General features: G+C 66.8%; 12 protein-coding genes, 3 tRNA genes and 1 pseudogene. 5 read left to right on the top strand and 11 right to left on the bottom strand.

The features are described from left to right. Positions 1 to 167 (bottom strand): annotated as a pseudogene (locus VM780_RS08095) (sulfate adenylyltransferase small subunit); the annotation flags it as partial. A gap of 609 nt (positions 168 to 776) precedes the next feature. Here VM780_RS08095 and VM780_RS08090 point away from each other — a divergent pair. From VM780_RS08090 to VM780_RS08075, 4 genes are all read left to right on the top strand, one after another. Then, on the top strand, positions 777 to 1,142 hold the full coding sequence (locus VM780_RS08090) for a hypothetical protein (RefSeq protein ID WP_325446749.1): 366 nt from the start codon (positions 777 to 779) through the stop codon (positions 1,140 to 1,142). 211 nt (positions 1,143 to 1,353) lie between these two features. Beyond that, on the top strand, positions 1,354 to 4,464 hold the full coding sequence (locus tag VM780_RS08085; protein ID WP_325446748.1) for a CheR family methyltransferase: 3,111 nt from the start codon (positions 1,354 to 1,356) through the stop codon (positions 4,462 to 4,464). Positions 4,465 to 4,474: 10 nt separating this feature from the next. Further along, positions 4,475 to 4,855: a response regulator gene (locus VM780_RS08080; RefSeq protein WP_325446747.1), complete on the top strand. Its 381-nt coding sequence runs from the start codon at positions 4,475 to 4,477 to the stop codon at positions 4,853 to 4,855. Between the two features lie 122 nt (positions 4,856 to 4,977). Next, complete coding sequence (locus tag VM780_RS08075; RefSeq protein ID WP_325446746.1) at positions 4,978 to 5,412, top strand: heme-binding protein; 435 nt, start codon at positions 4,978 to 4,980, stop codon at positions 5,410 to 5,412. A 288-nt stretch (positions 5,413 to 5,700) separates the two neighbouring features. Here VM780_RS08075 and VM780_RS08070 read toward each other — a convergent pair whose 3' ends face one another. Then, positions 5,701 to 7,206: a GSCFA domain-containing protein gene (locus VM780_RS08070; RefSeq protein WP_325446745.1), complete on the bottom strand. Its 1,506-nt coding sequence runs from the start codon at positions 7,204 to 7,206 to the stop codon at positions 5,701 to 5,703. 250 nt (positions 7,207 to 7,456) lie between these two features. Between VM780_RS08070 and VM780_RS08065 the strand changes: the two genes are divergently transcribed. Then, complete coding sequence (locus VM780_RS08065) at positions 7,457 to 7,762, top strand: hypothetical protein (RefSeq protein ID WP_325446744.1); 306 nt, start codon at positions 7,457 to 7,459, stop codon at positions 7,760 to 7,762. 322 nt (positions 7,763 to 8,084) lie between these two features. Here VM780_RS08065 and VM780_RS08060 read toward each other — a convergent pair. The 9 genes from VM780_RS08060 to VM780_RS08020 form a co-directional block, all read right to left on the bottom strand. Then, positions 8,085 to 8,161, bottom strand: a tRNA-Asp gene (locus tag VM780_RS08060). A 167-nt stretch (positions 8,162 to 8,328) separates the two neighbouring features. Next, a tRNA-Val gene (locus VM780_RS08055) sits at positions 8,329 to 8,404 on the bottom strand. 83 nt (positions 8,405 to 8,487) lie between these two features. Then, a complete protein-coding gene (locus VM780_RS08050; RefSeq protein ID WP_325446743.1) occupies positions 8,488 to 8,763 on the bottom strand; it encodes an HU family DNA-binding protein in 276 nt (91 codons plus the stop codon). A 230-nt stretch (positions 8,764 to 8,993) separates the two neighbouring features. After that, positions 8,994 to 11,426, bottom strand: a complete 2,433-nt coding sequence (gene lon / locus VM780_RS08045; protein ID WP_325446742.1) for an endopeptidase La — start codon at positions 11,424 to 11,426, stop codon at positions 8,994 to 8,996. Positions 11,427 to 11,986: 560 nt separating this feature from the next. Beyond that, positions 11,987 to 13,252 carry an ATP-dependent Clp protease ATP-binding subunit ClpX gene (clpX, locus tag VM780_RS08040; RefSeq protein WP_325446741.1) on the bottom strand — a complete coding sequence of 422 codons (1,266 nt, stop codon included), beginning with the start codon at positions 13,250 to 13,252 and terminating at the stop codon, positions 11,987 to 11,989. Between the two features lie 214 nt (positions 13,253 to 13,466). Beyond that, positions 13,467 to 14,099, bottom strand: coding sequence for an ATP-dependent Clp protease proteolytic subunit (locus VM780_RS08035; protein ID WP_325446763.1), 633 nt, complete (start codon positions 14,097 to 14,099; stop codon positions 13,467 to 13,469). 67 nt (positions 14,100 to 14,166) lie between these two features. Then, positions 14,167 to 15,552 carry a trigger factor gene (gene tig, locus VM780_RS08030; RefSeq protein WP_325446740.1) on the bottom strand — a complete coding sequence of 462 codons (1,386 nt, stop codon included), beginning with the start codon at positions 15,550 to 15,552 and terminating at the stop codon, positions 14,167 to 14,169. A gap of 100 nt (positions 15,553 to 15,652) precedes the next feature. Continuing rightward, positions 15,653 to 15,737, bottom strand: a tRNA-Leu gene (locus tag VM780_RS08025). 115 nt (positions 15,738 to 15,852) lie between these two features. Beyond that, entirely contained in the window at positions 15,853 to 17,325 is a 1,473-nt protein-coding gene (locus VM780_RS08020; RefSeq protein WP_325446739.1) for an NAD(P)H-hydrate dehydratase, read from the bottom strand. Positions 17,326 to 17,342: the final 17 nt, after the last annotated feature.

Below are 17,342 nucleotides of genomic sequence, written 5' to 3'. Positions count from 1 at the left end.
ATCGCAAGATGAAGCATCACCGAGGAGTCCTTGCCGATCGAATACAACATCACAGGATTGCGAAACTCAGCCGCAACCTCCCGAATGATGTGAACCGACTCCGCCTCCAAAGCACGCAAATGAGACGATAAACGTGATGGCCGCGCCGCCTGAACCTGCTCCGTCATTGTCCCCCGCTGACCAACGCGCTGCGTCCCGGGACGCCGATCGGCGTCGTTTGTGACGCTAGCATGACTATCATGCACCGCAATAAGAGCGATCAGGAAAGCGGCAGGCCTACAATATCATCAAATGATCACCTGCTCTGCGGCGGCGATCCATACGGTCAGTCGGCCTGACGGGATAGGCGGCAGGGATGGAGCGCCTGAGCGGAGAACCCCGGCGCACCGGCGCGGCGGCGGCCCAATTGCAGCGCGCGTCTTCTGCATCCATCGCAGTGTCTTTCGCAGTTATGATGCTCCCAGCTCCAGATTAGCGGATGTAGGATGCTTAATTCTCCGGTTCATCAAATCCGTTCTATGGCATAGGCGACGAAAAGTCTGACAATAATACTTTTGTCTTAACGCGCCCTGCACGCTTCTTCATACGACCTAGCGTCGCGCTTAAATCACATACTCATTTGTGAAATAGCTTGACTGACTCTTGGTGGCCAGTGGTTGACGCTGTGTTTACCAGCGCAGGAAGTGCTCAATTGAAAACGCGCGCTTCCGACTACTTCCCGGCGTGGCGGTCGAGGCGTTCTCGCCCGCCGATTGCAACCAGCACCGGAGGAAAGCATGAGCTCGACAGCACTGGACGGCGTTCTGCACGCGGCGCTCGAGGACGTCAGCGGCCCGGGGGGCGTTCTCGACGACCTTCAGAACAGCCCCGACCCGACGGGAGTCCAAAGCTCGATCGACGACGGCAGCACGGTCCTCGGCGACCTCTTCGGCAATAGCGGCGTAACGGACGACCTCACGGCGGGCGACGGCAACACGGTCGGCGACGTCGGGCAGGACATCGCAGGCCCCGGCGGCGTGATCTACAATCTCGCCAATGACGACGGCCTCGGCCTTGGCCATCTGTTCGGCAGCGACACCGTCCTGGGCGATCTCGCCGGCGACGGCGGCACGACGGACCACGCCCTGAGCCTGCTGTTCTGATCGTCCAGGGGAGAGCGGCCCGGAAAGCGGCCCCTCTCCCCGCCAGCCGGCGGAGGCTTCCTCCAGGACTCCCGCGCTGACCGGAGGCGCGGCGGCTCCCTGCCTTTGCCCGGCCGCCGAGACGCGGGCCCCATGTGCGGCGGCGCCCGGCGTGCTAGGTAACAAGGCGCGGGGGTGCCGCGCCGCTCAGACCTCTGGGCTGGAGAAGCCCATGTCGTCTGAGCCGCAGCGCTTTCCAATCGTCGGCATCGGGGCCTCCGCGGGCGGCATCCAGGCGCTGGAGAGCTTCTTCCGGCCGTTCCCGGCGGAATGCGGCCTCGCCTTCGTGATCGTCACGCATCTGAGCCCCGAGCGCGAGAGCCTGCTGCACGAGATCGTGGCGCGCTACAGCGCGATGCCGGTCGCCGTCGCCCAGGACGGCCTGCGGGTCGAACCCGGCAACATCTATGTGATGCCACAGAACGCAATTCTCTGGATCGAGAGCGGCGCGCTCCGGATGCGCGGGCTGAACGCAGTGCATCGCGAGCGCAAGCCGATCGACATCTTCTTCGCCGCGCTCGCCAAGGATCAGGGGGAATATGCGGTCGGGGTGATCCTGTCGGGGGGCGACGGCGACGGCACCCTCGGGGTCAAGGCGATCAAGGAGCGCGGCGGGCTGACGCTTGCCCAGACGGCGGACGGGACGCGGCCGCGGCATCCCGCCATGCCGGACAGCGCGATCTCGAGCGGCCTGATCGATTTCGCCACGCCGGCCGAGGAGATGGGCGAGAAGCTGGTCGCGTTCGAGCGCGGCCTCGGCATGCTGGACAGCATGATCAAGGCTGGGCTGGACGAAACCGACAGGGAGCTTCAGCAGGCGAAGGAGGCGATCTACGCCATCCTGCGTGAGCAGGCTTCGCACGATTTCTCGGGCTACAAGACCAGGACCTTCCTGAGGCGCGTCCGCCGCCGCATGCAAGTGGTGCAGGTCGACACGATGGCGGCCTACGCCACGCGGCTCAGCGAGGACCGCGCGGAGGTCCGGAACCTGTTTCGCGACCTGCTGATCAGCGTCACCAACTTCTTCCGCGATCCGGGAGCCTATGAGTCGCTGGAAGCGCTGGTCGTTAGGCCGCTGTTCGAAAGCCGCGCTCCCGAAGACCCGATCCGGGTGTGGGTGCCGGGATGTGCGACGGGCGAGGAGGCCTACTCGCTCGCCATATTGATGCGCGAGCGCATGGCGGCGAGCGGCGCGAAGCGCCACGTGCAGATCTTCGCGACTGACATCGACGAGCCGGCGCTGTCGGTGGCGCGCAGCGGACGCTATCCGGAGACCCTGCTGGAAGGCGTGGCGCCGGCCCGGCGCGAGCGCTTCTTCACGCAGGACGGCAGCAGCTATGTGGTCAACCGGGAGGTGCGCGACATGTGCATCTTCTCGTCGCACAGCGTCATCCGCGACCCTCCATTCTCGCGCATGGACATGGTCTCCTGCCGCAACCTGCTGATCTATTTCGGGCCCGACGTGCAGGAGCGGATGCTGCCGACGTTCCACTACGCGCTGAAGACCGGCGGCTTTCTGTTTCTCGGCACGTCCGAGCACATCCGCAAGCACGGACAGCTGTTCGCCACGCTCGACAAGAAGCACCGCATCTTCCAGAGCCGCGACCATCCGGCCGCGATGCTGCGCCTGCCGACCGGTCTGCTGCAGAACGCCCGCCCCAGGCAGCACACCGGTCGGGACTGGCGGCCGGACCGCAACCCGTCCCGCCTGAGGCAGGCGGTCGATTCACAGCTGCTCGAACGCTTCGCGCCCGCCCATGTGGTGGTCAACGCCGAAGGCGACGTCGTGCATTACTCGGCACGGACCGGGAGGTACCTCGAGCCGCCCGCCGGCGTGCCTAGCCACCAGTTGATGACGATGGCCCGGAAGGGCCTCAGGCGCGACCTGCGAGCGGCGCTCCGGGAGGCGGTTGAGAGCCGTCAGCAGGCGGTCCGCGACAACATCGCCGTCGAGGGCGATGACGGCCGAATCCAGATGATCACCCTGACCGTCGAGCCGCTGGAGAACCGCGCCGACGCGGAGCCGCTCTTCCTGATCCTGTTTCAGGATCACGGCGCCGAGCGGCCGTGGTCGGAGGATGGCGAATCCGGTCACGGATCGGGCGACGCCACCTCGGCGGAGCTGGAGCGCGAGCTCCGGGACACACGGGAACGCCTGCAGGCGACCATCGAGCAGTACGAGACCGCGCTCGAGGAACTGAAATCCTCGAATGAGGAGCTGGTCTCCATCAACGAGGAAGCGCAGTCCAGCAATGAGGAGCTCGAAGCGTCGAAGGAGGAGATGCAGTCTCTGAACGAGGAGCTCAGCACGATCAACGCCGAGCTCAACCAGAAGATCGAAGAACTCGACCACGCCAACAGCGATCTCAGGAACCTGTTCGAGAGCTCGCAGATTGCGACCATCTTCCTCGACCGCAATCTGGTGATCCGCATCTTCACGCCGGCCGCCTCCACCTTCTTCCGCCTGATTCCGGCCGACATCGGCCGTCCGCTGACCGACCTTGCGGGGCAGATCGCGCATGCCGGGCTGAAGGAGCAGATCCAGCGGGTGTTCGAGACGGGCGAGCTCATCGAGCACCAGCTGCGGGACGCGCAGGGGGCGCATTATCTGGCCCGCATCCTGCCCTATCGGAACTCGGACACGCGGATCGACGGCGTCGTCGTCGCGTTCCTCGACGTCACCAATCTGGCCGAGGCGGAGGAGCACCAGAAGGTTCTGATCGCGGAGCTAAACCACCGCGTGAAGAACATGCTCGCGGTGGTCATCAGCATCGCTCAGCAGACCATGACGCGGACGACCTCCCCGGAGCAATTCTACGAGTCCCTCGTCGGCCGCCTGTACGCCATGGCGCGCGGCCACGAACTGCTGTCCCGCGAGCAATGGACCGACGCCTCCCTCCGTCAGCTGGTCGTGCAGGAGCTGTCGCCGTTCGGAACCGACAGGATGCAGATCAATGGCGCTGAGGTTCGGCTCAAGCCGAAGCAGGGCCTGTCGCTCGCCATGGTGGCGCACGAACTGGCGACGAACGCCGCGAAGTATGGCGCGCTTTCCAAGTCGGACGGCCGGCTCGAGATCGAATGGTCGGCGGACGGCGAAGCCGAGCGCGTCCTGACGTTTCTCTGGAGGGAGCGGGACGGCCCGCCGGTGGAGATGCCCAAGAAGGACAATTTCGGGCTCAGGCTCATACGGCGCGAGATCGAGTACGGCCTTGGAGGCGAGGCGCAGGTCGATTTCGCGCCTGACGGACTGATCGTGAAGCTCAAGATCCCGCTGAAGGACTGAGGTGACGTCGGTGACCGGATCATCACAGGGAGCTTCGCGGAGGGGGCGTTACGTCCTCGTCGTCGAGGACGAATGGCTGATCGCCGACGCCGTGGCGCATCAATTGAGCGGGGCGGGTTTCGAGGTCGTCGGTCCGGTCCCGACGCTCGCCAAGGCGCGACGCCTGCTGGAGACCTCGACGATCGACGCCGCCGTTCTCGACCTGCGCCTCGCCGACGAAGCCACCTACCCGCTCGCCGCCGAGCTCGCCGGCCGGTCGATTCCCTTCCTGTTCCTCACCGGTCACAACCGGGAGGACATCGATCCGGCGTTCCGAGGGCGGCCATGCATCGGCAAGCCGCTCGCGGACGGCGCGCTGCCGCCGATGCTGGACGAGCTTTTGCGCCTGTAAGGCGGACCGCCGCCGTCGCCGGAGACGCGGCGCCGCCACGGGCGGCCGATCTCGCGCGCCGGCATCGCTCGCCGCCGGCTGCGCCCTATCTCCGGCGCATCACCGGCCAGAAGGAGAATGCCATGCACGTGACAATCGAGAACGCCGAGCGCGCGATCGCCAGGGCCGTCGAGAAGGCCCGCGAGATCGACACCTTCATGTGCATCGCGGTGGTGGACTCCGGCGCCGACCTCAAGGCGTTCCGCCGGATGGACGACGCCTGGGTCGGGAGCATCGACATCGCGATCAAGAAGGCGAAGACCGCGGTGTTCTTCGGCATGCCGACCGGCGAAATCGGCAAGCTGTCGCAGCCCGGCGGCTCGCTTTACGGCATCGAGCACTCGAATGGCGGCCTCATCACCTTCCCGGGCGGCCTGCCGATCGTCGACGAGAACGGCGTGATGGTCGGCGCGATCGGCGTCAGCGGCAGCTCCGTCGACAATGACCACGCAGTCGCGCTCGCAGGCGCGCAGGCGCTCGGCTCCGCCGAACTGCCGTCCCACCCCTGGCGGACCTGAGCCCCGCCGGCGGACGGCGGCCTCCAGTCGCCGCCGTTCGCCGGCCGCTCATGGTGGCGTCTGAACACGCGCTCGCCGCAGGCGCGTGTCGCCCCAGGCAGGAGCGCGGAAAGTCTTGCCGCTGCTCAGTTGCGGATGAAGCCGGGCGACCACGACGGCGCTTGAGCTGGGCCGCCGCTCGTCGCCTTCCGACCTGAAAAGATCCAGCGTCGGCCCCCAGGGCGGACGGGTCGCGGGCGCAGCTGAAGGACATGGGGGCTGGCCGCGGAGGGCCAGCCCAAGAGGGCGTCAGGCCGGGACCGCCTCAGCGGGCAGGAACGGCCGCAACTCATTCAGCTTGTCGCTACGACCGGCAGCCGCGAGCACAGCGACCATTCGTTTCGTGACCCAGCGCTTCTTAGCCGCCGCCGTCTGGTCGCTGAGGATGGCGTCAGCGGCGGACAGCGCGCCTGCCAGTTCGACCTGAGCGTCTCCCATGTCGCGGCCGACCTGCATCTCCCAGCCGCTGGCGTGGATAGCGGTGCGCGGGTTCTCTCGCGCCTTGCGAATGAGAGACAGCGCGGACGAGTAGTCTCCGCCGAGCGCCAAGGCTCTGCCGCGGAGAATCTCCGCCCACGGACCGGGGTTCTTCTCCATGAGGACGAGCGATACCCGATCCGCCTCCTCGGCCTTCTTGGCCTCGACCGCCGCCAGGCAATAGGAGAGCCAGAAGGAGCGGTCGTCGGCGAAGTTTGGCTCAAGGGCCTTGAACGCCTTGAACGCCTCCTCCGCACGACCTGCATCGAGATCGTTCTTGGCTTTTGCATAGGCCGCCGTCGCGTCCTCGGCCTTCGCCGCGTCATCCCCTGTGAAATAGCTGGCGAAGAACTTCTTCATCACCTCGCCGACCATCGTGTCCCTGACGTGTCGGAGATCCTGCTCCCAAGCCATGTCCGGAGGAGACATGGTTACGATTTCATAGCTCGGGAAATAGTCGACGAACGAGTATTTCCTGGCCATCTCCTGCGCGATCACACGAAGGACCGCCTTCGAATAGGCATTGGCGACGATGACGTCGTCCTCGGTGAATGTACGACCGAGCGGGACCGGAGAAGTTGTGAGGATGACATGCGCAGACGGGTTTACGTCATGAACGATATCGAGAGACGCCTCGACTAATGCGCGATTTTCCGCAAGATCCAGCTGCCTGAACGCGAACCGCCCGGGGTAGAGCTTCTCCACCCGGGGACCAGGCCGAGAATTGATGTAGATGCCAAGCTCGTTGTCGTACCAGTGCTCGATCAAGCCCAGCGTGATAACGACGACGGAGACATTGGCGATGCCCGCGAACAGCTCCCTTATCTGCCTGCGCCGTTCCATCCCCCGCTCCAGCGTCACGGCCGGGTAATCGAACGGCAGCATGACGTCATGGTAGCCGCCGTTCTTGTCGGTGGCGACGAGGTACCTTTCATCAGGAAGCGGATCTACGCGTCCGAACGCTGACGCGATCTCCAGGTGGATCGACCCGGGCGTGTACTTCACAAGCAGATCGTTGCGCCTGGAGTTCGCCTTCAACTCGCTGTTCGGGAAATCAAGGTCGTATGTAGCGACCCGGACGCCGGCGCGTCCCAGATACTCTTCGATGTTTCGGGCAAAGCACGACCCGATCGTAAAGAAGCTGCTCTCCTTGGAGAACTTGAAGCGCGGCTCATGGTAGGGATCGCATCCCCCGACCAGCCGCGAGCCCGCCTCACGTTTCGGCCATTGAGAATGGAACAGCTTCTTCCCGCTTCTCAAAGGAGCGCCCTCGTTCATCTTGCCCCGCATCTCTCGACAGCGATTGACGATATTACCTGCTGTTGGGCTGATATTGCCCCTGCGGGTGGAGAAGCACAAGGCAGGCGAGTCTGCCCGACTCCGTGGACGAGCCGCCGCTTCGGCTTAGCGCGTCCTGCGCGGAGCGCCGTCCGCCATTAACGAACCGGCAACCATGGCGGGGTTCCATCGTCGCTCGATCACGCGTTGATGGAGAGACGCCATGAACACGATCAGCGTGGGGGAGGTCATGGAGCTCGCCGCCGCACAGGCGGCGCGCTACGCCGCCGCAGGGGGGCCGGATCTCGAGCAGCATGTCGAGACGTTCGTCGACGGAATCGCCGAGGCGGTCGAACGCCCGACAGTCAATGTCGAACGCTTCGCAGACTGCCTGTTCGAGCGGCTCGATTCGGCGATCATCCGCCTCGAAAGCTGCGATTCGCCCAAACGCGGCGGCCCGGACGGCGATGAGCTTCACCGCCAGAAGGTGTTTTTCGCGGCCGTCGCCGACCGCCTGAGCGCAAGGCTGCAGCAGCGGCTGGACGCGGAGGCATGACGTCCTGAAGGGAATTCGTTCGCCACAGCGTCCGCCGGCCGGGACGTGCGGACACCGGCCGTCCTGGCGGCGAGCGGCGCGATTCCTCGGCGTTCCGCGGCCGGGTCGGCTGCCCCTCCGCCGCGAGCGCCGGCCAGCCCCGGGCATCGCGCCGTTCGGCCCAAGGCCATTCACGGCCAGCCAGACGCATGCGAACTGAAGGTCCTGGCGGCCCAGAAGGCCGCGGCGGCCCGCAACAACGAGATGGGTGGATGATCTATCGTCTCGCCGGCCCGCTTGGCGGAACCGGGTCCAGAGGTTCTGTCCAACCTCTGGAGAGTAATGGCGGGAGTGACGGGACTCGAACCCGCGGCCTCCGGCGTGACAGGCCGGCGCTCTAACCGACTGAGCTACACCCCCGAAACGGGGCTGGCCCCGTGACGTGCGGCGGTTGGTACGGGACGGGGGGGCGCCTGTCAAGCGGGCCGAAGCCCCCTGCCGTCTCTGTCCCCAGGGCGACCGCCGTCGCTCTAACCGCTTTGAGAGACCGGCTTTTCCGGACTCCACGCGCCGCCTAGGGGCGCCAATGGTGGGCGGTGACGGGCTCGAACCGCCGACCCTCTCGGTGTAAACGAGATGCTCTACCAACTGAGCTAACCGCCCATCCGCGGCGTAGGCGCGCCGCTGCGACGGACAAGCCCCGCGCCGGGCCGGGACGCTCGAAGAACGCCCCGCCCGAACGCCGATCAGCCGTTGACGGCGTCCTTGAGGGCCTGGCCCGCCTTGAACTTAGGCGTGTTGGACTCAGGAATCTTGATCGTTTCGCCAGTGCGCAGGTTGCGGCCGACGCCGGCGGCGCGCTTCACGACCGCGAAGGTGCCGAAGCCTACGAGGCGGACTTCCTCACCCTTCTTGAGAGCCGCGATGACGGCGTCGAAGGTCGCGTCCACGGCCTTGGCGGCGTCGAGCTTCGACAGGCCGGAGGTGTCGGCGACTTCGGCGATGAGATCGGATTTGTTCATCGTTCTCTCCATTGAGCGACGGCGGGACTCGGGCCTGCAAAGAACCGGTCCCGAAAAGAGGCGCGCACCCTTGATCGAAAACGCTGCGGTGGCAAGGACGGACAGGGAGAAAACGGTGAGTTTCGACGCCTTTCGCGCCTGTTCGGCTGACGAAAAAGGCCCGGGACGGGGTCCCGGGCCTGTCTCATGCTCTCGAGCAGAGCGGGCGTGCCACAATGGCACGCTCAGCGTCAGTGCGCGCGGATGGCCGCGCCGTCTTCGTCGACCGCGGCGGCCCGCGGCGGAGCGGGCTGCTCCTCTTCCCACTCGATCGGCTCCGGCCGCCTCAGCAGCGCCCGGCTCAGCACCTCGTCGATGACGCGGACCGGCACGATCTCCAGACGGCTCTTCACGCTGTCCGGAAGGTCCGCCAAATCCTTGGCGTTCTCCTCCGGGATCAGCACCGTCTTGATGCCGCCGCGCAGCGCCGCGAGCAGCTTCTCCTTGAGCCCGCCGATCGGCAGCACGCGGCCGCGCAGGGTGATCTCACCCGTCATCGCCACGTCCTTGTGGACCGGGATGCCGGTCATCACCGACACGATCGCGGTCGTCATGGCGACGCCCGCCGAGGGTCCGTCCTTCGGAGTCGCGCCTTCCGGCACGTGGACGTGGATGTCCCGCCGGTCGAACAGCGGCGGCTCGATGCCGAAATCGATGGCGCGGCTGCGGACATAGGACGCGGCGGCGGAGATCGACTCCTTCATCACGTCCTTGAGGTTGCCCGTGACCGTCATCTTGCCCTTGCCGGGCATCATGACGCCTTCGATCGTCAGCAGTTCGCCGCCGACCTCCGTCCAGGCGAGACCCGTGACCACGCCGACCTGGTCCTCGCTCTCCGCCTCGCCGTAGCGATACCGCGGCACGCCGAGGAAGTCGGCGACCTTGGCTTCCGTCACCTTGATCGTCTTCTTCTTGCTCTTGGCGAAGACGAGCTCCTTGACGGCCTTGCGGGCGAGGTTGGCGAGCTCACGCTCAAGATTGCGCACGCCCGCCTCCCGCGTATAGCGGCGGATGACGGTGAGCACCGAGGCGTCGTCGATCGAGAACTCCTTCGGACCCAGGCCATGCTTCTTCATGACCTCGGGCAGAAGGTGACGCTTGGCGATCTCGAGCTTCTCCTCCTCGGTGTAGCCGGCGATCCGGATGATCTCCATCCGGTCCATCAGCGGGCCGGGGATGTTCAGCGTGTTCGCCGTCGTCACGAACATCACGTTCGACAGGTCGTAGTCGACCTCGAGGTAATGGTCGTTGAACGAGAAGTTCTGCTCGGGGTCGAGCACCTCAAGCAGCGCGGACGCCGGGTCGCCCCGGAAGTCCATGCCCATCTTGTCGATCTCGTCGAGCAGGAAGAGCGGGTTCGCCTTCTTCGCCTTCTTCATCGACTGGATGACCTTGCCGGGCATCGAGCCGATATAGGTGCGCCGGTGGCCGCGGATCTCAGCCTCGTCACGCACGCCGCCGAGCGACATGCGGACATATTCGCGGCCCGTGGCCTTGGCGATCGACTTGGCGAGCGAGGTCTTGCCCACGCCGGGAGGTCCGACGAGGCACAGGATCGGCCCGGTCAGCTTGTTCGCCCGGCTCTGCACCGCCAGGTACTCGATGATCCGCTCCTTGACCTTCTCGAGCCCGAAGTGATCGGATTCGAGAATCTTCTCGGCCGCCGGCAGGTCCTTCTTGACCTTCGACTTGACGCCCCACGGGATCGACAGCAGCCAGTCGAGGTAGTTGCGGACCACCGTCGCCTCGGCGGACATCGGGCTCATCTGCCGCAGCTTCTTGAACTCGGCGTCGGCCTTTTCGCGCGCTTCCTTGGAGAGCTTGGTCTTGGCGATCCGCTCCTCGAGCTCGGCGAGGTCGTCACGACCCTCGTCGTCCCCGAGCTCCTTCTGGATCGCCTTCATCTGCTCGTTCAGGTAGTACTCGCGCTGCGTCTTCTCCATCTGGCGCTTGACGCGCGTGCGGATACGCTTCTCGACCTGAAGGACCGAGACTTCGCTTTCCATCAGCGAGAGCACCCGCTCCAGCCGCTCGAGCACGTCGAGCAGCTCCAGCACCGACTGCTTCTCGGGAATCTTAACCGCGAGATGCGAAGCGATGGTGTCGGCGAGCTTGGAGGCGTCGTCGATCTGCGTGACGGCGCTCACGACCTCCGGCGACACCTTCTTGTTCAGCTTCACGTAGTTCTCGAAGTCGGAGACGACCGAGCGCGCCAGCGCCTCGACCTCGACCGGCTTCTCGACGACGTCCTCCACGGCCTCGATGCGGGCCTCGAAGAACTCCTTGCGGTCCGTGTAGCCGAGCACGCGGCCGCGCGATTGGCCTTCGACCAGCACCTTCACGGTGCCGTCCGGAAGCTTCAGCAGCTGCAGCACGGAGGCGAGCGTCCCGATCTCGTAGATCGCGTCGGGCGCGGGATCGTCGTCGGTGGCGTTCTTCTGGGTGGCGAGCAGGATCGGCTTGTCCGCCTTCATCACCTCTTCGAGCGCACGGATGGATTTCTCGCGGCCGACGAAGAGCGGCACGATCATGTGCGGGAAGACCACGATGTCCCGCAACGGCAGCACGGGATGGACGTCGGCTTCGCCCGGCTTCACGGGCGCGCGCGATTTGGCGGCGGTCATACTCTGATCCTTTCATGGCGCGCGCCGGGGAGGACGGCGGTACGCCTTGCGAGGCGCGGACTTGTCGCGGCCCAGATGGCCCCGCGAATGTCCGCCCTAGGGGATGCGTCGAACACCAAGCGGACTCGGAGATCGCAGCGTTGCTGATTAGGTGGCCACCGCCCCGTGGGGTGTCAAGAAGACGTTCCGCACGCTCCACCGCAGGCGCATGGCTCCCCCTCTCCCCGTGCGAGACGAACCTGGAGTGAGAGCCTGTCGCAGCGCGAGATCGCGCTTCTGGCCGTGGCCGACAAAGGCTCTCGCGTGAGGCCGACGCGCCCTCATCCTTACCTTCTCCCGCGAGCGTAAGAAGGGGGCGGCCATGTCGCCACGAAGCCTCAGAGGGCAGTGAGACGCTACGACCCCCCTCTCCCGCCTGCGGGAGACGGTCGGGGTGAGGGCCTCTGGCATCGCTCTCGCGCCGAACCCTCGATCACTGCTCCGCTCGCCGCATCGACGAAACAAAAAACGCCCGCGGGGACGACCCGCGGGCGTTTCGTGGTCTTAGCGGCCGGACGCGGTCAGGCGCTCGCGCCGGCCTCGCTGGCGCGGTCGGCGTAGATGTAGAGCGGCCGGCCCTTGCCGTCGGCGACGTCGCCCGAGATCACCACCTGCTCGACGCCTTCAAGGCCCGGCAGGTCGAACATCGTGTCGAGCAGAATCTGCTCCATGATCGACCTGAGGCCGCGGGCGCCGGTCTTGCGCTCGATCGCCTTCTTGGAGATCGCCGACAGCGCGTCGTCGTTGAACGAGAGCTCGACGTTCTCCATCTCGAACAGCCGCTGATACTGCTTCACCAGCGCGTTCTTGGGCTCCGTCAGGATCGTCTTCAGCGCCGCCTCGTCGAGGTCCTCGAGCGTGGCCAGCACCGGCAGACGGCCGACGAATTCCGGAATCAGACCGAAGCGCAGCAGATCCTCCGGCTCGACATGGCGGAAGATCTCTCCCGTCTTGCGATCGTCGGGCGCCGCCACCTTGGCTCCGAAGCCGATGGAGGTCGATTTGCCGCGACCCGAGATGATCTTGTCGAGGCCCGCGAAGGCGCCGCCGCAGATGAACAGGATGTTGGTCGTGTCGACCTGCAGAAACTCCTGCTGCGGGTGCTTCCTGCCGCCCTGCGGCGGCACGGAGGCGACGGTGCCTTCCATGATCTTGAGCAGCGCCTGCTGGACGCCCTCGCCCGACACGTCGCGCGTGATCGACGGGTTGTCCGACTTGCGGCTGATCTTGTCGATCTCGTCGATGTAGACGATGCCGCGCTGCGCCCGCTCGACATTGTAGTCGGCGGCCTGCAGCAGCTTCAGGATGATGTTCTCGACATCCTCGCCGACATAGCCGGCCTCGGTCAGCGTCGTGGCGTCGGCCATCGTGAACGGCACGTCCAGGATGCGGGCGAGCGTCTGCGCGAGCAGCGTCTTGCCGCAGCCGGTCGGGCCGATCAGCAGAATGTTCGACTTCGCGAGCTCGACGTCGTTGTGCTTCGTCGCGTGGTTGAGCCGCTTGTAGTGGTTGTGGACCGCGACCGAGAGCACTTTCTTGGCGTGGTCCTGCCCGATGACATAGTCATCGAGCACCTTGCGGATCTCCTTCGGCGTAGGGATGCCGTCACGGGACTTGACCAGCGAGGACTTGTTCTCCTCGCGGATGATGTCCATGCACAGCTCGACGCACTCGTCGCAAATAAAGACGGTGGGTCCGGCGATGAGCTTGCGCACCTCGTGCTGGCTTTTGCCGCAGAAGGAGCAGTAGAGGGTGTTCTTGGCGTCGCCGCCGCCGACCTTGCTCATCTCAATAGTCCCTTTCGGGTCGATGTCGCCCGCACTGAGTCGCGTCGCTCCATCAATGACGTGATACGCCGACCGAACTTAACCAATCGGCGCCGTCACGTAGGGACCCGGCCCGCGCGACGCAACGCCGAGGTGCGATGATAGGCCATTGTGCGCGCGCAGCAACAGCCTGCCGCCGCGAGCGACGCCGAAGATGGCTGACGATGTGTTTTCGTCACGCAGCCTTCTGATCGCCTTCGCCCTCGCTCGGGCGCTTCTCGAACACCTGGTCGATCAGCCCGAAGTCACGGGCCATGTCGGCGGTCATGAACGTGTCGCGATCGAGGGTGCGGTCGATCTCCTCATAGGAGCGGCCGCAGTGCTTCACATAAATCTCGTTCAGCCGACGCTTGATCTTCACGATGTCCTCGGCGTGGCGCTCGATGTCCGAGGCCTGACCCTGGAAGCCGCCCGACGGCTGATGGACCATGATGCGCGCGTTCGGCAGCGCGCCGCGCATGCCCTTCTCGCCCGCGGTCAGCAGCAGCGAGCCCATCGAGGCGGCCTGGCCCATGCAGAGGGTCGCGACCGGCGGGCGGATGTACTGCATCGTGTCGTAGATCGCGAGGCCGGAGGTGACCACGCCGCCCGGCGAGTTGATGTAGAGCGAGATTTCCTTCTTCGGATTCTCGGCCTCGAGGAACAGCAGCTGGGCGCAGATCACCGACGCCATGTCGTCCTGGACCGGGCCCGACAGGAAGATGATGCGCTCCTTGAGCAGGCGGGAATAGATGTCGAACGAGCGCTCGCCCCGGTTGGTCTGCTCGATGACCATCGGGATGAGGAAGCTCGTCGCCTGATCGTACATGTCGCGCATCGTCGTCACCCTTGCGTGTAGGCGGTCTTGAGCGGCCCTGGGGCCGCTCCGCCGGAGGTCACTCCGACGCCTTGGCCTTGTCGCCGTCTTCGTCGGCTGCGAGGAGCTCCTCCTTGCTGACGGAGCGCTCCTCGACCGTGGCGCCCGCGAGAATCGCGTCGACGACCTTCTCCTCGAAGATCGGCGCGCGGAGCTCCGCGATCGCCTCCTGATTCTGGCGATAGTAGTCCCAAACCCGCTGCTCTTGGCCAGGGAATTGGCGCGCCCGCGCGATCAGCGCGTCGCGAACCTCGTCCTCGGTGACCTTCACATCGTGCTTGTCCCCGAGCTCCGCAAGGACAAGGCCGAGGCGCACCCGGCGCTCGGCGATCTTGCGGTAGTCGGCCTCGGCCTCCGCCTCGGTCGTGCCCTCGTCCTCGAAGGTGCGCTTCGACGCCACGAGATCGGCCGAGACCTGGCGCCAGACGTTCTCGAACTCCTGCTCGACCAGCGTCGGCGGCAGATCGAAATCGTACTGAGCGTCGAGCGCGTCGAGCACCTGGCGCTTGACCTTCTGGCGCGAGACGCGGGCGTATTCGGTCTCGATCTGCTGGCGCGCGGCGGCCTTGAGCGCGTCGAGGCTGTCGAGCCCGAGCGACTTGGCGAACTCGTCGTCGATCTTCAGCTCGGCCGGCGCCTCGATCGCCTTCACGGTGACGTCGAAGGTCGCTTCCTTGCCCGCGAGATGCGGCGCGCCGTAGTCGTCGGGGAACTTCACCGTCACGACCTTCTGGTCGCCGGCCTTGACGCCGACCAGCTGGCTCTCGAAGCCGGGGATGAAGCTGTTCGAGCCGAGCTCGAGCGGCTGGTCTTCCGCGGCGCCGCCCTCGAACGGCTCGCCGTCGATCTTGCCGACGAAATCGATCGTGACGCGATCGCCCTCGGCGGCCGTCGCGCCTTCTTCCTTGGCCGAAAAGCCCCGATTCTGCTTGGCGATCCGCTCGACCGCCTCGTCGACCTCGGCGTCCGTGACCGCAGCGGTCAGCTTCTCGACCTTGAGCTCCGCGAGCTCCTTGAGCTCGACCTTGGGCAGCACCTCGAGCTTCACCGTCAGCGCGAGGTCGTGCTTGCCGGCCATGACGCCTTCGACGGCGGCCTGCTCGTCGTCCTCGCCCTCGGCGGTCACGCGCACCTGCGGCTGCATCGCGAGCCTGAAGCCGTTGTCGTCGACGATCTTGCGGTTCGCGTCGGCCACGACCTGCTCGAGCACCTCGGCCATCGCGGCCTTCCCATAGAGCTTCTTGAGGTGCGGCAGCGGCACCTTGCCCTTGCGGAAGCCGTTGATGTTGACGCGGTCCTTCATCGTCGACAGGCGCTCATTGACGCGGCTGTCGAGATCGGCGGCCGGAACCACGATCTTGAACTCGCGCTTCAGGCCTTCGTCGAGGGTTTGCGTCACCTGCATGGCGTCGGTCTCTTGTAAGAGTCTGTGCGGGGCGCCGCGCCTGAGAAGCGCGCGCCCGCGCAAAACGTTTCACGGGAAGCGGCGGGCTTGAGGTCCGGCTTGGTGCGGGCGGAGGGGCTCGAACCCCCACGGCTTGCGCCACGGGAACCTAAATCCCGCGTGTCTACCAGTTCCACCACGCCCGCGCCGGGCGCAACGCCTCGCCTGAAACAACGGCGCGAAGCGCGCGCGGTCTATAGCATGGCGATCACGGCGCGCACCAGAAAAGTGAGGCCCCCGTTCGCGCCTCGCCACCGGGCGCTACAGCCGCCGCAGCACCGTCGGCAACGCTCCCGGCAGATCGTCGGCGATCAGGCCGCGTCCCACCACCCTCGCCGCCTCGCCGTGCAGCCAGACCGCCGCCGCCGCCGCCTCGAAAGCCGGGACGCGCTGCGCCATCAGGCCCGCGCAGATGCCGGCGAGGACGTCGCCGGCGCCGGCGGTGGCGAGATCGGGCGGCGCATTGTCGGCGATCGCGGCGCGGCCGTCCGGCGCGGCCACGACGGTGTCGGGCCCCTTGAGCGCGACGACAACGCCGAGCCTTGCGGCTGCGGCCTTGGCGCGCTCGAGCCGCGAGCCGGCCGGCGCGGCGTCGCCGAACAGCCGCCCGAACTCGCCGTCATGGGGCGTGAGCGCCGCCCCGCCCTGCCCTGTCGCGATGAGCTTCGCGAGCCCTTCCGGGTCGCCCGGAAACAGGCTGAAGACGTCGGCGTCGATTACTGTGGCGCAGCCGGCGGCGCGCGCCTGGGCGAGCGCGAGCCGCGTGCGGTCAGTGATCCCCGCCCCCGGCCCGACCACCACGGCTGCGACCCGGCGCTCGTGCAGAATATCGGCCCAGCCGCCATCGGCGCTCGGCTCCCGCAGCATGATGGCTGTGACATGCGCGGCATGGACCTGGAGGGCGTCGCGCTCGCCCACGATGGTGACGGCGCCGGCGCCGGCGCGGAAGGCCGCCATGGCGGCGAGCCGGGCCGCGCCGGTGCGCAGCGCCGGTCCGCTCCAGACGGCGGCGTGTCCGCGGGTGTATTTGTGGGCATCGATCGCAGGCGTTGGCACGGCGGCGCGCCAGAGCTCGGGCCGGTTGAGCCAGGCGGCGGGCGTGGCCGCGGCGAGCGCGGAGCCCGGCGTGCCGATGTCCGCAAGGTCGACCGGACCGCAGAGCGACCGGCCGGGAAGCAGGATGTGGCCCGGCTTCAGCCGCACGAAGGTGACGGTGGCCGCAGCCTGAACGCAGAGCCCGCCGAGCGCCGCCCCGGTCGCGCCGTCGAGCCCGCTCGGCACGTCGACCGCAAGCGCCGGCGCGCCGGCTGCGTTGGTCCGCCGGACGGCCTCCGCCGCGTCGCCCTCGAGCGGACGCGACAGGCCGGCCCCGAAAAGAGCGTCGACGATCAGGTCCGGCCACGCGTAATCGGCCCGCGCGAGCGGGCGCGTCTCGCCCGTCCAGGCCTTGGCGGCCTCCGCCGCGTCGCCACGCAGGGCCTCGCGCTCGCCCAGCGTCGCGACTACGACCTCGAGGCCGCGCTCGGCGAGAACCCGCGCCGCCACAAAACCGTCGCCGCCATTGTTGCCCGGACCGGCGAGCACCAGAATGCGGCGCGCATCGGGCCAGCGGCGGCGGGCGCAGGCGGCGACAGCGCGGCCCGCATTGTCCATCAGCGTGGCGCCGCTCACCCCCGCCCTGACGGAGGCGCGGTCGACCTCCGCCATCCCCTCCGGCGACAGGAGCTCGATCATCGCGTCGGCTCCCAGCA

Origin of the sequence: Hansschlegelia sp. (assembly GCF_035538955.1) — a bacterium.
Lineage (GTDB): Bacteria > Pseudomonadota > Alphaproteobacteria > Rhizobiales > Methylopilaceae > Methylopila.
This window is presented reverse-complemented; position numbering and strand designations above follow the sequence as displayed.

Bases quoted from the DNA above. Each gene is read 5' to 3' on its own strand.
- VM780_RS08090 (WP_325446749.1), top strand. From the start codon at position 777: ATGAGCTCGACAGCACTGGACGGCGTTCTGCACGCGGCGCTCGAGGAC.
- VM780_RS08085 (WP_325446748.1), top strand. From the start codon at position 1,354: ATGTCGTCTGAGCCGCAGCGCTTTCCAATCGTCGGCATCGGGGCCTCC.
- VM780_RS08075 (WP_325446746.1), top strand. From the start codon at position 4,978: ATGCACGTGACAATCGAGAACGCCGAGCGCGCGATCGCCAGGGCCGTC.
- VM780_RS08070 (WP_325446745.1), bottom strand. From the start codon at position 7,206: ATGAACGAGGGCGCTCCTTTGAGAAGCGGGAAGAAGCTGTTCCATTCT.
- VM780_RS08065 (WP_325446744.1), top strand. From the start codon at position 7,457: ATGGAGCTCGCCGCCGCACAGGCGGCGCGCTACGCCGCCGCAGGGGGG.
- VM780_RS08050 (WP_325446743.1), bottom strand. From the start codon at position 8,763: ATGAACAAATCCGATCTCATCGCCGAAGTCGCCGACACCTCCGGCCTG.
- lon (WP_325446742.1), bottom strand. From the start codon at position 11,426: ATGACCGCCGCCAAATCGCGCGCGCCCGTGAAGCCGGGCGAAGCCGAC.
- clpX (WP_325446741.1), bottom strand. From the start codon at position 13,252: ATGAGCAAGGTCGGCGGCGGCGACGCCAAGAACACCCTCTACTGCTCC.
- VM780_RS08035 (WP_325446763.1), bottom strand. From the start codon at position 14,099: ATGTACGATCAGGCGACGAGCTTCCTCATCCCGATGGTCATCGAGCAG.
- tig (WP_325446740.1), bottom strand. From the start codon at position 15,552: ATGCAGGTGACGCAAACCCTCGACGAAGGCCTGAAGCGCGAGTTCAAG.
- VM780_RS08020 (WP_325446739.1), bottom strand. From the start codon at position 17,325: ATGATCGAGCTCCTGTCGCCGGAGGGGATGGCGGAGGTCGACCGCGCC.